This window comes from Nocardia albiluteola, assembly GCF_018860155.1.
GTDB classification, from domain to species: domain Bacteria; phylum Actinomycetota; class Actinomycetes; order Mycobacteriales; family Mycobacteriaceae; genus Nocardia; species Nocardia albiluteola.
Map to the genome: position 1 here is coordinate 213,034 of NZ_JAHKNI010000009.1, position 14,746 is coordinate 227,779.

General features: G+C 69.2%; 10 protein-coding genes and 2 pseudogenes. 11 read left to right on the forward strand and 1 reads right to left on the reverse strand.

What is annotated here, in order from left to right; all coding sequences use genetic code 11:
* The first annotated feature begins 291 nt into the window (after window positions 1–291).
* The 11 genes and pseudogenes from KO481_RS26185 to KO481_RS26235 form a co-directional block, all read left to right on the forward strand.
* Window positions 292–2,544: a SulP family inorganic anion transporter gene (locus KO481_RS26185; RefSeq protein WP_215920731.1), complete on the forward strand. Its 2,253-nt coding sequence runs from the start codon at window positions 292–294 to the stop codon at window positions 2,542–2,544.
* Window positions 2,545–2,822: 278 nt separating this feature from the next.
* On the forward strand, window positions 2,823–3,149 hold the full coding sequence (locus KO481_RS26190; protein ID WP_215920733.1) for an antibiotic biosynthesis monooxygenase family protein: 327 nt from the start codon (window positions 2,823–2,825) through the stop codon (window positions 3,147–3,149).
* Window positions 3,150–3,431: 282 nt separating this feature from the next.
* Window positions 3,432–4,079: a (2Fe-2S)-binding protein gene (locus tag KO481_RS26195; protein ID WP_308166789.1), complete on the forward strand. Its 648-nt coding sequence runs from the start codon at window positions 3,432–3,434 to the stop codon at window positions 4,077–4,079.
* 141 nt (window positions 4,080–4,220) lie between these two features.
* The gene (thrS, locus tag KO481_RS26200; protein WP_215920737.1) at window positions 4,221–6,299 is read left to right on the forward strand and encodes a threonine--tRNA ligase; all 2,079 of its coding nucleotides are present in this window, start codon (window positions 4,221–4,223) and stop codon (window positions 6,297–6,299) included.
* Window positions 6,296–6,892 carry an ATP adenylyltransferase gene (locus KO481_RS26205; protein ID WP_215920739.1) on the forward strand — a complete coding sequence of 199 codons (597 nt, stop codon included), beginning with the start codon at window positions 6,296–6,298 and terminating at the stop codon, window positions 6,890–6,892. Before thrS ends, KO481_RS26205 begins: the two co-directional genes overlap by 4 nt.
* Before the next feature lies 1 nt (window position 6,893).
* Window positions 6,894–7,619 carry a phosphatidylinositol phosphate synthase gene (gene pgsA / locus KO481_RS26210; protein WP_215920741.1) on the forward strand — a complete coding sequence of 242 codons (726 nt, stop codon included), beginning with the start codon at window positions 6,894–6,896 and terminating at the stop codon, window positions 7,617–7,619.
* A gap of 262 nt (window positions 7,620–7,881) precedes the next feature.
* Window positions 7,882–8,820: pseudogene (locus tag KO481_RS26215) on the forward strand (phosphatidylinositol mannoside acyltransferase); the annotation flags it as partial.
* Between the two features lie 176 nt (window positions 8,821–8,996).
* Window positions 8,997–10,121, forward strand: coding sequence for a glycosyltransferase family 4 protein (locus tag KO481_RS26220; RefSeq protein ID WP_215920745.1), 1,125 nt, complete (start codon window positions 8,997–8,999; stop codon window positions 10,119–10,121).
* On the forward strand, window positions 10,121–11,164 hold the full coding sequence (locus KO481_RS26225) for an NUDIX hydrolase (RefSeq protein ID WP_215921071.1): 1,044 nt from the start codon (window positions 10,121–10,123) through the stop codon (window positions 11,162–11,164). The genes KO481_RS26220 and KO481_RS26225 overlap by 1 nt, the downstream gene beginning before the upstream one ends.
* A 205-nt stretch (window positions 11,165–11,369) precedes the next feature.
* A complete protein-coding gene (gene trpB, locus KO481_RS26230; protein WP_308166790.1) occupies window positions 11,370–12,563 on the forward strand; it encodes a tryptophan synthase subunit beta in 1,194 nt (397 codons plus the stop codon).
* Window positions 12,564–12,729: 166 nt separating this feature from the next.
* Window positions 12,730–12,987, forward strand: a pseudogene (locus KO481_RS26235) (deoxyguanosinetriphosphate triphosphohydrolase); the annotation flags it as partial.
* A gap of 94 nt (window positions 12,988–13,081) precedes the next feature.
* Here KO481_RS26235 and KO481_RS26240 read toward each other — a convergent pair.
* Window positions 13,082–14,719, reverse strand: coding sequence for a long-chain fatty acid--CoA ligase (locus KO481_RS26240; RefSeq protein WP_215920747.1), 1,638 nt, complete (start codon window positions 14,717–14,719; stop codon window positions 13,082–13,084).
* Window positions 14,720–14,746 lie beyond the last annotated feature (27 nt).

Sequence of the window (14,746 nt, forward strand, 5' to 3'; positions counted from 1 at the left end):
GGGGCGTCGTTCGGTCCGGCCCGAGCTCTCAGCCGTGTTTCGCGAGCCACCGGGGCGTACCGAGGGTGGTCCAGGTCACAATTCGGTAGCGAGGGTCGCGAGTTTCGGACAATTGCTTTTCAAATTCTTTGCTGACTCTTTACGATTGGCGCGGCCCCATTTCTCGCGGGGTTCGCACGAGGCCGCCTGCGACACCACGGTGCCCGGGCCGCAACTGCTCTGCCTTCGATGCCAGTAGATGTTCTCGACCCGATGAACCGACCGGATGCACCGGATCGGCGAAGGAGATCAATGTCCACCGACACCGATTCGGCTCGCCGAACGTCGACTCCAGGCCCCTGGGCCCTGCCTCGGCAGGCTGGAATGCTCCGGTACGACCTGCCCGCGTCGATCGTGGTATTCCTTGTCGCCCTGCCCCTTTCGATCGGAATCGCCGTCGCGGCAGGGGCGCCCGTCGCCGCGGGGCTGCTGGCGGCGGTGATCGGCGGCGTCGTCGCCGGGGCGGCCGGCGGTCCCGCGCTGCAGGTCGGTGGCCCGACGGCGAGCCTCACCATCGTCGTCGCGGAGAGTATTCACCAATTCGGCTGGGCGGTAACCTGTTTCATTACCGCGGGGGCGGGTGCGCTGCAAATCCTGTTCGGGCTCAGCCGCCTGGCACGTGGTGCGCTGGCGATCGCGCCCGTCGTGGTGCACGCGATGCTCGCCGGCATCGGCGTCCTGATCGCACTGCAGCAGGTGCATGTGCTGCTGGGCGGGCAGGCGCTGAGCTCGTCGTGGGACAGTATCGTCCAGCTGCCGCACCAGGTGCGCTCGGTGCACGGCGGTGACGCGTTCGTCGGAGTGCTGGTGATCGTCATCATGCTGGGGTGGCGGTACCCGCCGCCCGCGGTGCGGCGGATTCCCGCGCCGCTGGTGGCCGTCGCTGCGGCAACCCTTGCCGCGCTGGTGGTTCCGACCAGTGTGGCCCGAATCTCGATGCGCGGGCCGCTGTTCGACGACATGCGGCTGCCCGCGCTGCCGACCGGCGGCTGGGGTGCGGTGACGCTGACCATGATCACGGTCGCGCTGATCGCCAGCGTCGAGACGCTGCTGTCCGCGGCCGCGGTGACCAGGCTGCGTCCGGGGCAGCGCTGCGATCCGGATCGCGAACTGGTCGGCCAGGGCGTCGGCAACATGGTTTCCGGGCTGGTGGGCGGGCTGCCGATCGCCGCGGTGATCGTGCGCAGCATCACCAATGTCGAGGCGGGCGCGCGGACTCGGGTCTCGTCGATGCTCAGCGGCGTGTGGGTGCTGGTGTTCGCGGTGGCGATGGTCGATGTGGTGCACCGGATTCCGCGGGCGGCACTGGCCGGGCTGCTGATCGTGATCGGCATCGGCCTGGTGCGGCTCGCGCACATCCGGCTGGCCCGGCGCAGCGGCGACCTGCTCGTCTACGCGGTGACCGTGCTGGTGGTGGTGTTCGGAAATCTGTTGCTGGGCATGGCGATCGGGCTGGTGCTGGCGGTCGGGCTGCTGCTGTGGCGGGTGGCGCGGGCCGACGTCACCGCTGAGCCGGTCGCGGACGGGCGCTGGCTGGTCACTGTCGAGGGCGCCTGCACCTTCCTGGCTCTGCCCCGGCTGACCGGCGCGCTGGCCCGAGTGCCCGCGGGCGCGGCGGTGACCGTGGAGATGACGGTCGACTTCCTCGACCACGCCGCGGCCGCTGCGTTGCAGGACTGGGCGGAGACCCACGAAAGCACCGGCGGCGTCGTGGAATTCGTGGAAATGGGCGCGGCCCGCATCGCGGACCTGGCGATCGGTCCGCCCACTCGGGGCCAGGCGCGCCGCGTGATCGACGAGGCGCTGGGCCCGTGGCGGCGCACCGCGCAGGTCGATCCGATCACCGCCGGCATCACCGAGTATCACCGCGGCCACGCCCACGCGCTGCGCACCCACTTGGATCCGTTGCGCCACAGCCAGAATCCCGATTCACTGTTCCTGACGTGCTCCGATTCGCGCCTGGTACCCAACGTCTTCACCGGCAGCGGCCCCGGGGATCTGTTCACCGTCCGCAATATCGGCAATCTGGTGCCCGCCGACGGGCGCGACAGCTCGGTCGAGGCCGCGATCGTTTACGCCCTGGATCGACTGAACGTGCGCTCTGTCGTGGTGTGCGGGCATTCCGGTTGCGGCGCAATGGATGCGCTGTACCACGAGCTGACCACCGGATCGGGCCTCGACGACTGGCTCGCACACGGGCGGGCGAGCCTGGACAGCTTCCGGCGCGGGCATCCGGTGGCCGCCGCCGCGGCCGCCGCGGGCTTCGGGGAGATCGACCAGCTGGGCATGGTGAATGTCGCGGTGCAGCTGGACATCCTGGCCGGGCACCCCGTGGTATCCCGCGGCATCCGCGAGCGCGCGGTGGTGCTCTCGGGCCTGTTCTTCGACATCCCCACCGCCCGCGTCATCGAGATCACCGCCGACGGCATCGCCGAGTTCGGTAAGGCCGCACCGAATGTCACCACCTCGGCACCAGGAGAGCCGGTCACGGTACTGCCGGTATGAGGGGGACCCCGGCCGTGGGCGACGGCCGGGCGGCGGCAGACCGGGCAACGCCCCGGGGTTGAGCGCCCGGGGCGTTGTTGTATCGTGGTGGTGTCGAAAAGGACCTGGGTCGGCATCGGTAAGCCCGCCCCCTCCTCATGAGGCTCCGTGTCGCCACCGCCGGTGGCGAACCCGCGACAAGCACTCGGCGAGACCGCCGGGGCTTGGCGCGCATACCGTTTCGGCGGTCCGGTCGATCCTCGGTTGTCCTCGCCTCCCACGGAGTTGAGGAGAAAATCATGCCAGTCATCCGAATGAGCGACGCACTGACGACGCAGATCAACGTATTCACCGTCGAACCCGGCCGGGACCAACAGCTCATCGAGCACCTCGCCCGGGCTGCCCGCGTCGCGCGCGAGGTGCCCGGCTGGGTGTCGGCCAGCCTGCACCGCAGCCTGGACGGCACCCGCGTGGTCAACTACGCGCAGAGCGAGAACCTCGCCGCGGCGGAGGCCGTGATCGAGCATCTCACCGAGCAGGGGTTCATCCGCGGCAACCGGGCCTTCGGGCAGGCGAATCCGGGTCTGTACGAGGTGGTCTTCACCCTGGACCGGGCTGCTCTGTAGCGGAGTTGGGCGCGGATTCGGTTCGGTGACAACCGGATTCGTGCCCTTCGCCCGTCGCTTGAACGTGGTCGCCGGCGCGCCCCGGGCGGCGGGCGCTACCGTGATCGGGATGGGCGAGCCTGCGGACCCGGGAGTGCCGCGGGGCCTAGGCTTGGCAGGCCCGAGCGCCGCTGGGCCCGCGGCCGCGACGCGGTCCGGTCGGACCCGTATCGACCCGGCACCTCAGGCGTGCCAGGCTGGGGTAAGAGCGCATTCGGCGGATCGAATCGGAGGGAGATGGCGGTGGCATCGGCGGTGTCGGCACAGGTGATCGTTCCGGGCGTGGCGCTCACGCGGCCCGAGTGGCTGGCCGAGCGGATCGCCGATATGGGGATCTCGTGGGGCACGGGCGACTCGCGCGTCTCCGGGACCCTGTGGTGGTGCATGGCCGCATCGTCGCTGGTCGACCCCGTCGCTACCGCCTATGCCGAGGGGCGGCCCGCGGCGGCCCCGGTGCTCGAGGAGCTGCGGTGCGAAGTTCGCCCGGACGGCGGGATCGAGCGGGTCGTCCGCGGGACGGCCGCTGCTGGTCACGCGGAGGCCGACGCGGAGGTGGGTCCGGCGCTGCGCCGCACCCTCGACCGCGTCATCCCCGTCGTCGCGGAGGTGTCCGGCGCGGGCGCGCCCTCGCTCTGGGCGATCGTCGCCGACGCCATCGGCAACCGCGCCCTCGACGCCGGGGATGCCGAGGCCGGCGCCCGGCTCGCACGTGAGGTGGCCGGTCGGTTGCCGGTGCCGCGGTTCATCGATGTCTCCGGACGCGCCTTCGTGCGGCGCACATCCTGCTGCCTGGTGTTCGAGGTGCCCGGCTGCCAGATGTGCACCAGCTGCCCCAAACGCCCCGCCGCCGAGCGTCACGACCTGCTGACCGAGCTGGCGACGGGGAGCTGAACGGGCGCCGACCACCGATTGAACGGCGGGGCCCGGACGTTCGTTCCAGGCCTGCTTGATGGTTCCCTCGCTGCGCTCGGTCACATGCTCCCGATAGCATGGTCGCGCCGGGCATCACAGACGTCCGGTTCGAGTACAACAATGCCTAAGGAGAGCGCAGCCGTGACCATCTCAGCCCGCATAACCCCAGCCGCCCTCATCCGGGTGCCGGCCGGGACGACGGCGGGCTCCGCGGTGCGCGAGGCGGACCTGCCGACGAAGGGCCCCGACACCGTCGTCGTCGTGCGCGACGCCGAGGGCAACCTCAGGGATCTGTCCTGGGCCCCGGAGCAGGACGCCGAGGTCGAGCCCGTCGCGGCGAACACCGAGGCCGGGCGCAGCGTGATCCGCCACTCGGCCGCGCACGTGCTGGCCCAGGCCGTGCAGCAGGAGTTCCCCGAGGCCAAGCTCGGCATCGGCCCGCCGATCAAGGACGGCTTCTACTACGACTTCCGGGTCGATCGCCCGTTCACCCCCGAGGATCTGGCCAAGCTGGAATCGCGGATGAAGAAGATCGTCAAGGGCGCACAGCGGTTTTCGCGCCGGGTGGTCGAGGTCGAGGAGGCCCGAGTCGAGCTGGCCAAGGAGCCGTTCAAGCTCGAGCTGATCTCCGACAAGTCCGGCATCGACGATCCGGAGGTCATGGAGGTCGGCGGCAAAGAGCTGACCATCTACGACAATCTCGATCCGCGCTCGGGCGAGAAGGTCTGGGGCGATCTGTGCCGCGGGCCGCACATCCCGACCACCAAGTTCGTCCCGGCGTTCAAGCTGACCCGCAGCTCGGCGGCGTACTGGCGCGGCGACCAGAGCCGGGAGGACCTGCAGCGCGTCTACGGCACCGCCTGGGAGTCGCAGGAGGCGCTGGACGAGTACCTGGCCCTGCTGGCCGAGGCCGAGAAGCGCGATCATCGCAAGCTCGGGCTGGAGCTGGACCTGTTCTCCTTCCCGGACGAGCTGGGCTCGGGCCTGCCGGTGTTCCACCCCAAGGGCGGCATCATCCGCAAGGAGCTCGAGGAGTACTCGCGTCAGCGGCACATCGACGCGGGCTACGAATTCGTCAACACCCCGCACATCACCAAGGGGCACCTGTTCGAGGTCTCGGGCCACCTGGACTGGTATCGCGAGGGCATGTTCCCCGCGATGCACCTGGACGCGGAGTACAACGAGGACGGCACGGTTCGCAAGCCCGGCCAGGACTACTACGTCAAGCCGATGAACTGCCCGATGCACAACCTGATCTTCCGCGCCCGCGGGCGGTCCTACCGCGAGCTGCCGCTGCGGTTGTTCGAATTCGGGTCGGTCTACCGGTACGAGAAGTCCGGCGTCGTGCACGGCCTGACCCGGGTGCGCGGCATGACCCAGGACGACGCGCACATCTACTGCACCAAGGAGCAGATGCACGCGGAGCTCACCTCCACGCTGCAGTTCGTGCTGTCGCTGCTGAAGGACTACGGCCTCGACGATTTCTACCTGGAGCTCTCGACCAAGGATCCGAACAAGTTCGTCGGCTCCGACGAGATCTGGGAGGAGGCCACCGAAACCCTCGAGAAGGTCGCCGGGGCCTCCGGGCTCGAGCTGGTGCCCGATCCGGGCGGCGCCGCCTTCTATGGGCCGAAGATCTCGGTGCAGGCCAAGGACGCGCTGGGGCGCACCTGGCAGATGTCGACCATCCAGCTCGATTTCAACCTGCCCGAGCGGTTCAACCTGGAGTACACCTCCTCCGACGGCACCAAGCAGCGTCCGGTGATGATCCACCGCGCCCTGTTCGGCTCCATCGAGCGGTTCTTCGGCGTGCTGACCGAGCACTACGCGGGCGCCTTCCCGGCCTGGCTCTCGCCGGTGCAGGTCGTCGGCATCCCGGTCGCGGAAGCCTTTGTCCCGCACCTGGATCGGGTGATCGAGCTGCTGCACGACGCGGGCGTGCGCGCCCAGGTCGACCGCAGCGACGACCGGATGCAGAAGAAGATCTTCAACAACACCGCACAGAAGGTGCCGTTCATGCTGCTGGCCGGTGAGCGCGACGTCGCCGCGGGCGCGGTGAGCTTCCGCTTCCGCGACGGCACCCAGGTCAACGGGGTGCCCGTCGCCGATGCGGTCGCGACCGTCGTCGACTGGATCGGCCGCCGCGAGAACGCCTCACCGACCGCGGAGGGATTCTCGATCGTGAGCGGTGGGGAATGACAGTGTCGCAGGAGAATTCGGTGTCACCGGCGGGCTCGGGCGAGATCCGCGACGCCGGGGTCGGGGATCCCGACCGGCTGCAGCGGCTGTGGACGCCGTACCGGATGTCGTACATCACCGGGGCGGTGGGCGAGCGCGAGGACCGCGACGGCGGTGAGCGCACGGCGTCCGGGCATCCGTTCATCGAGATCCCGAAGATGTCCGATGAGGACGGCCTGGTCATCGCCCGCGGCGAGTGGGTGTACGCGGTGCTGAACCTGTACCCGTACAACCCGGGGCACATGATGGTGGTGCCGTACCGGCGGGTGGCGAACCTCGAGGATCTCACGGTCGAGGAGAGCACCGAACTGATGGCGTTCACCCAGCGCGCGATCCGGGTGATGAAGAAGGTGTCGCGGCCCGAGGGCTTCAATGTCGGGCTGAATCTCGGTGGCGTGGCGGGCGGTTCGCTCGCCGACCACCTGCACCAGCACATCGTGCCGCGCTGGGGCGGTGACGCGAATTTCATCACCGTCGTGGGCGGGGTGAAGGTTATGCCGCAGCTGCTACGGGAGACTCGCGCCCTACTGGCCGGAGCATGGGAGGAAGCTTAGCGTGCTCAGTTTCTTCGGTCGTGAGACATTCGCCAAAGCGACTGCGCCCCTGGGCAAAGCGCTGGTGAGTACCGGGCTCACGCCCGATGCGATGACGCTGATCGGCACCACGGCCTCGATCGTGGCCGCGGTGACGCTCTTCCCGTCCGATCACCTGTTCTGGGGCACGATCGTGATCTGGCTGTTCGTCATGTTCGACATGCTCGACGGCGCGATGGCCCGCGCGCGCGGCGGCGGCACGAAATACGGTGCGGTGCTGGACGCCTCGTGCGACCGGGTGGCCGACGGGGCGATCTTCGGCGCGCTGGCGTGGTGGTCGGTGTACCACGAACACTCCAAGCACCTGTTTGCGGCGACGCTCGTGGTGCTGGTGACCTCGCAGGTCATCTCGTACGTGAAGGCACGCGCCGAGGCCAGCGGCCTGAGCGCCGACGGCGGCCTCATCGAGCGGCCCGATCGTCTGGTCATCGTGCTCGTGGGCGCGGGACTCACCGGTATCGGCGAATACTGGGGTATCGGCTGGCTGGTCTATGCGGTGTATGTCGCGATGTACATCCTGGCCGTGCTCAGTATCGTCACCGTCTTCCAGCGCGTGCTCGCGGTGCGCAATTCGGCGGGTGCGCGAGATGTGCTGCCGCCCAAGCCCGGCGCGAACTCGTCGCACAAGCCGGCCGAGGCACAGCAGGACAACACCGAGCCCGGCACGGCGACGTCGGGCAGCGCGTGATGTCCTCACCGCCGTCATCCCCGCACGCCCCTATCGTGTCGTTCGCGCCTGCCACTATCTCGTCAGTACCGCATGCCTTCGGCGGGAAGTTCGGTAGCGCAGGATCCTGCCGAGCGCATGCAGTGACAACGCGACGGTGCGCCCGGATGACGAGGCGGTGCGCGGAGACAAGGCGGTGCGCCGGGACGGCGATGTGGTGCGCCGCGATGACCACTGGGTGCGTCGGGATGACGATGCGGAATGGTGACGGAGGGGACGCGCGATGACGGATCTGAAATCGGCAGTGACGGACAAGGCGTTCGCCGCGGGGTGGCGGCTGCTGCGCGCGCTGCCGGAGCGGGGCGTGCGCAGGATGTTCGACGCCGGGGGCGACTGGGCCGGGCGGCGCGCCAATCGGGCCACCCACCGCACCGGTGAGCCGAATCAGCTGCGCCGCAACCTGGCCCGGGTGCTGGGCGTGGCGCCCGAGGCGGTGCCCGACGACCTGATCCGAGCTGGCATGCGCTCGTACGCGCGGTATTGGCGCGAGGCGTTCCGCCTGCCGACCATGGACCATGCCGAACTGGGCCGTTCGCCGCTGCTGCCGGTGGGCGGGCTCGAGCACCTGGACGCCGGACTGGCGCGGGGCCGCGGTGTGCTGCTGGTGCTGCCGCATTCGGGCAACTGGGACATGGCCGGGGTGTGGCTGGTACAGAACTACGACACGTTCTCCACGGTCACCGAGCGCCTGAAGCCCGAGGCGCTGTTCAAGCGGTTCGTCGCCTACCGCGAGAGCCTCGGATTCGAGGTGTTCCCGCTCACCGGCGGCGATGAGCCACCGTTCCCGCAGCTCGCCGATCGCCTGCGGCGCAACAAGATTGTGTGCCTGATGGGGGAGCGCGACCTCACGGGAAAGGGCGTTCCGGTGACCTTCTTCGGCGAGCGCACCTGGATGCCCGCCGGGGCCGCCAAGCTGGCCATCGAGACCGGCGCCGCCCTGCTGCCGGTGCACAGCTGGTTCACCGTCGACGCCACCGGCCGCGAGGCCTGGGGGCTGAAGGTCGATCCGGAAATCGACACCTCGGGCGGAGTGGCGGCCGCCACCCAGGCCCTCGCCGACCAATTCGCCGCCAATATCGCCGCGCACCCCGCGGATTGGCACATGCTGCAACCCATGTGGGAAACGGACCTGTCCCCGGCCCGCCTCGCCCGAATCGCCGCCGCGCAGGACCGGGTGCCTCGGGGCGGCACGGCGTCAGCGGGTGGTGTTGCGCGGCAGGACAGCGCGGTGCAGCCGAACGGTTCGGCGTCGGCGAATGGCGCCGCATCGCAGGACGACGCCGCGGCTGCGGTCGGAGCGGTCTCCCCGGACGGCGGAGCAGCACAGGACAGCGCACCATGAGAATCGGCATGGTGTGCCCGTATTCGTTCGATGTGCCGGGCGGAGTGCAGTCGCACGTCGTGGAGCTGGCGCAGGTGCTGATCGAGCGGGGGCATCGGGTGAGCGTGCTGGCCCCGGCGTCCGACGACACGCCGCTGCCGGAGTTCGTGGTCTCGGCGGGCAAGGCCGTGGCGATCCCGTACAACGGGTCGGTGGCGCGGCTGTCGTTCGGTCCCACCGCCTACTCCCGGCTGCGGCGCTGGATCGCCGAGGGCGATTTCGACGTGCTGCACATCCACGAGCCGAACGCGCCGAGCCTGTCGATGCTGGCGCTGAAGGTGGCCGAGGGGCCGATCGTGGCGACCTTCCACACCTCGACCACGAAGTCGCTGGTGCTCAGCACCTTTCAGGGTGTGCTGCGGCCGTACCACGAGAAGATCAGCGGGCGGATCGCGGTCTCGGAGCTGGCACGGCGCTGGCAGGTCGAGGCCCTGGGCGGGGACGCGGTGGAGATCCCGAACGGCGTCGACGTGCCCGCGTTCGCGCACGCGCCGCTGCTGCCGGGCTATCCGCGCCAGGGCGGAACCGTGCTGTTCCTGGGCCGCTACGACGAGCCCCGCAAGGGGATGGACGTGCTGCTCGGCGCGCTGCCGCAGCTGGTGCGCCGCCACCCCGGCGTGCAGATCCTGATCGTCGGGCGGGGCGACGAGGAGCGACTACGGCGCGAGGCCGGTGAGAACGCCTCACACCTGCGGTTTCTCGGCCAGGTCACGGACGCGGAGAAGGCCTCGGCGATGCGCAGCGCCGAGGTCTACTGCGCACCCAACCTCGGCGGGGAGAGCTTCGGCATCGTGCTGGTGGAGGCGATGGCCGCTGGAACCGCCGTCGTGGCAAGCGAATTGGATGCCTTCCGCCGGGTGCTGCGCGACGGCACGGCGGGCCGGCTGGTGCCGGTGGAGGATTCGGCCGCCCTGGCCGGTGCGCTGATCGAACTGCTCGGTGACCCGGCGGGCCGCGAGGAGCTGGTTCGCGCCGCGAATCAGGTGGTGGGCGAATACGATTGGCCGGTCGTGGCCGAACAGATTCTGCGGGTGTACGAGACGGTCACGGTCGGTGACACCCGGGTGAGGACCGCCGGATGATCTCCTTCTCCGCGACCACGATCCTGGTCCTGGCGCTCATCGTGGCGCTGCTCGTCGCCGCGGGCGTCTGGGCGTATTCCACGGCGAACCGGCTGGACCGGCTGCATGTGCGCAGTGATCAGGCTCGCCACGCCCTCGAGGCGGCGCTGTCGCGGCGGGCGGTCGTCGCGCGCACCGTGGCGATTTCGATGGCCGGTCCCGCGGCGGACGCGGCGACGGCCGAACGGTCCAGACAGCTTGTCACCCTGGCCGATCGGGCCGAGCGCGCCGACTGGCACAGCCGCGAGACCGCGGAGAATCAGCTGGCCGCGGCGCTCTCGGCGCTGGACATCACGCAGCTGCGCCCGCAGCTGGTGGCGGAGCTGGCCGATGCGGAGGCTCGGGTGCTGATTGCGCGCCGCTTCCACAACGATGCCGTCCGTGACACCCTCGCGCTGCGTACCCGCCGCCTGGTCCAGCTCCTGCACCTGGGCGGCACGGCGCCGCTGCCAACGTATTTCGAGATCGCCGAGCGTGTCACCCCCGCCGCGACTACCGGGCTGGACGTCGACACCGTGCGCACGTCCGCGCGCGTGGTCCTGCTCGACGACCAGGACCGCGTGCTGCTGATGCGCGGCCACGATCCCAAGACCCCGGACATGCCCTTCTGGTTCACCGTCGGCGGCGGCGTGGAACCGGGGGAGACCCTGCGCACCGCGGCGGTCCGGGAACTGTGGGAGGAGACGGGGTACGCCCTGGACTCCTCGCTGCTGCGCGGCCCGCTGTGGCGCCGCGTCGCGGTGTTCCCCTTCGACGGCGAGCTGATTCGCTCCGAGGAGCTCTTCTTCGTCGCCCGCACAAAGAGTTTCACCCCGTCGGCCGCCAATCCGACCGCGTGGGAACGCCATTGCGTCACCGACAACAAGTGGTGCACCCCCGACGACATCGTCGCCCTGGACAAGCTGGGCGAGACGGTCTACCCCTACCATCTCGACCAGTTGCTCCCCGAAGCCGCCACCGCGGCCTCGGCCCTGGCCGACCCCGAGGTCCGCTCCATCCGATAGGCCGGACGCCGGTCTCCCAGCGCTGCCGGAAGATAGCCTCTCACCGAGAATTAACCACTGGTGGGGATAGTGGTCATGCTCGAGGTTCACATGAGGTGAATACTCCAGCCATCGGAGCTGCTCGGGTATGAAGGTTGTCACATATATGGTTCTCCACCACGGTGTTGCGCAAAGTTGTCGCTCCCTGTCCGGGACAGCTCCGAACGTGCGCGGGAGGTTCGGGCGGTACGGGGGCCGCTACGTCCCCGAGGGCCTGATGGGCGCCCTGCTCGAGCTGGAAGACACGTATCAGGATGCGATGGACAGCCCGGGGTTCCGGAACGAGTTGAACGAGCTGCTGCGGGAGCGGGTGGGGAGACCGACTCTGCTGCACTCGATTCCACGATTCACCGGGCTGCTGGGGACGCCGGGCGTGCGGGTCTGGCTCAAGCGTGAGGACATGGCGCACACGGGAGCACACAAGATCAACAACGCCCTGGGGCAGGCCCTGCTCGCCCGCCGGATGGGTAAGCGTCGCATCATCGCCGAGACCGGGGCCGGTCAGCACGGGGTGGCGGTGGCGACCGTCTGCGCGATGTTCGATATGAGCTGCGTGATCTACATGGGCGCCGACGATATGGCGCGGCAGTCCATGAATGTCCTGCGGATGAAGGTGCTTGGGGCCGAGGTACGCCCGGTGTACAGCGGTGGTCGTCGACTCAAGGACGCGATCACCGAGTCGGTCCGCGACTGGGTGGCGCACCTGGACGACAGCTACTACCTGCTCGGCTCCGTGGCCGGACCCGCGCCGTACCCCACGATCGTGCGCGACTTCCAGACCGTGATCGGCCTCGAGGCGCGGGAACAGGTCCTGCGGTCCGAGGGCCGGCTGCCGGATAACGTGGTGGCGTGCGTCGGCGGCGGTAGCAACGCGATCGGGATGTTTCATCCGTTCATAGACGATCCGGGCGTGCGGTTGATCGGGGTGGAGGCCGCCGGACGTGGCGTGGCGACCGGCGATCACGCCGCCACCCTGAGCGCCGGAACCCCGGGCGAGGTGGACGGCGCCTACAGCTACCTGCTGCAGGACGAGGACGGTCAGATCGCCCGGACACACAGCATCGCCGCCGGTCTGGACTATCCGGGGGTCGGTCCCGAGCTCAGCCATCTCAAGGACACCGGGCGCGCCGAGTTCCGCGCGGTGACCGATGCCGTCGCGCTGCGGGGCATGCACGCGCTGTCCCGCAGCGAGGGAATCGTCGCCGGGCTGGAGTCCGCGCATGCGCTCGGGCATGTGCTCGGGATGGGCGAACGCGGCGAACTGGCTCCGGACTCGGTGCTGCTGGTGTGCCTGTCCGGCCGCGGTGACAAGGATCTGGAGATCGCCACCAACGAACTGTCCGCGCCAGCGGACGCCTAGCCTCGATATTTCGTGACCGTGGCGTGCTGGCCTGATGTGCTCGGGCGGCCCGTCTGGGGTGGGTTCGGCCGTGGAACGGTGTGAGGGGTTGGTACACCGACAAGCTCACGCACTTCCCCGCAGATTTTCAAATAGACTGCGGAGCAGTGATCTTCGAGGAGACGTGATGACCGGCGGCCTGCCCGGCGGTGCGACCGACGCCTACACCGCCCGAGACCGTGCGCGCATGGTGCCCGAGACGGCGAAGACCGCTGGCCTGAGCTGGTCCGAGGCTCCCGAGCGCCGCAGCGATTTCGCCCGTGATCGCGCCCGGGTGCTGCATTCTGCGGCGCTGCGCCGCCTGGCCGACAAGACGCAGGTGATGGGCCCGCGCGACGGCGACACCCCACGCACCCGGCTCACTCATTCGCTGGAGGTCGCCCGATCGGCCGACTGTCGAGGGCCATAACGCCATGATCGACGTCGCCGTGAATGAGCCCGTGCACCAACGGTCCACGGGCTCATTCGCTGGGAATACTTCAGCTCAGCTTGGTGACCGCCAGGACACCGTCGGCGTACTGGCCGCGCAGGCGTTTCTTATCGTATTTTCCGACCGAGGTCTTGGGCACCTCATCGATGAAGGTCCAGTACTCAGGCAGCTGCCACTTGGCGAAATCGTCGGCCAGGAACGCCCGCAATTCTTCGGGTTCGGCCGTCGCGCCGGCCGCGAGCACCACCGCGACCAGCGGGCGCTCGTCCCACTTCTCGTCCGGAATCCCGATGACGGCGGCCTCGGCCACAGCCGGATGCCCGACGACGACGTTCTCCAGGTCGACTGAGGAGATCCACTCCCCGCCGGACTTGATGACATCCTTGGAACGGTCGACCAGGGTCAGATACCCGTTGGGGCTGATCTTGCCGACATCACCGGTGCGCAGCCAGCCGTCGTGGAACTTGTCCGGATCGACCTCACTGCCCTGCGGGGAGTAGTAGGCGCCGGTGATCCACGGCCCGCGAACCTCCAACTCGCCCAACGATTCTCCGTCATTGGGCACCACGGTTCCGTCGTCGGTGACCAGGCGCGTCTGTACACCGGCGGGGAACCGGCCCTGGGTGTAGCGGTAGGCCCAGCGCTGCTCGCCCTCGGAACCGGTCGGCGGATGCGACACCGAACCCAGCGGCGAGGTCTCGGTCATGCCCCAGGCGTGCAGCAGTTCGACGCCGAATCGTTCTTCGAAGGCGTGCATCATCGACGGCGGCACCGCCGCTCCGCCGACCACGCAGGTGCGCAGATGCGAGATGTCCTGCGGCTGCGCGTCCAGCGCGGCCAGGACACCGCCCCAGATGGTCGGAACGGCCGCCGCGAAGGTGGGCCGGACCGCAGCCATCATCTCGAGCAGCGGTCCGGGCTGCAGGAATCGGTCGGGCATGAGCATATTCGCGCCCGACATAAGCGCGGCGTACGGCATGCCCCAGGCATTGGCGTGGAACAGCGGCACGATGGTCAGCACGGTGTCCGCGGTGGTGAAGCCCATGCCGCTGGGCGCGCACACCTGCGAGGCGTGCAGCCAGTTGGAGCGATGCGAGTACACGACGCCCTTGGGCGCGCCGGTAGTGCCGGATGTGTAGCACATGCCTGCGGCCGAACGCTCGTCGATGACCGGGAAGTCGTAGCTATCCGACTGCGCCGCAAGTAGTTCGGCGTAGTCATGCACCGTGACTCCCTCGGGCGCGGTCACCGTCGCGGCGTCGCCGTTGACCAAGATGACGTGGCGGACCGTCTCCAGATCGGGCAGGTGCCGGTTGAACATCGGCACCAGCGAGCCGTCCACGATGACAACCTGGTCCTCGGCGTGGTTGGCCACATACACCAGCTGCTCGGGGAACAACCGGATATTGAGCGCGTGCAGCACGGCTCCCATCGCGGGCACTGCCACGTAGGCGACCATGTGCTCGTTGTTGTTCCACATGAACGTGCCGACTCGGTCGCCCTCGCCGATGCCGAGTCCGCGTAGCGCGTTGGCCAGGCGGGCGGCGTCCGCGCCGATCTCGCGGAAAGTCTGCGTACGGATGCCGTCTCCGGTCCAGGTCGACACGGTACTGTCGCCCTGGAAGGTGGAGGCGTAGCGCAGCAGCGTCGCCAGCGACAGCTGCTCGTCCTGCATCGTGCTCAACATCGAATACTCGTTCCTCTCATCGTGCTT

Excerpts from the sequence above, each read along its gene's own strand:
- KO481_RS26185 (WP_215920731.1), top strand. The coding sequence starts at position 292 with ATGTCCACCGACACCGATTCGGCTCGCCGAACGTCGACTCCAGGCCCC.
- KO481_RS26190 (WP_215920733.1), top strand. The coding sequence starts at position 2,823 with ATGCCAGTCATCCGAATGAGCGACGCACTGACGACGCAGATCAACGTA.
- thrS (WP_215920737.1), top strand. The coding sequence starts at position 4,221 with ATGCCTAAGGAGAGCGCAGCCGTGACCATCTCAGCCCGCATAACCCCA.
- KO481_RS26205 (WP_215920739.1), top strand. The coding sequence starts at position 6,296 with ATGACAGTGTCGCAGGAGAATTCGGTGTCACCGGCGGGCTCGGGCGAG.
- KO481_RS26220 (WP_215920745.1), top strand. The coding sequence starts at position 8,997 with ATGAGAATCGGCATGGTGTGCCCGTATTCGTTCGATGTGCCGGGCGGA.
- KO481_RS26240 (WP_215920747.1), bottom strand. The coding sequence starts at position 14,719 with ATGTTGAGCACGATGCAGGACGAGCAGCTGTCGCTGGCGACGCTGCTG.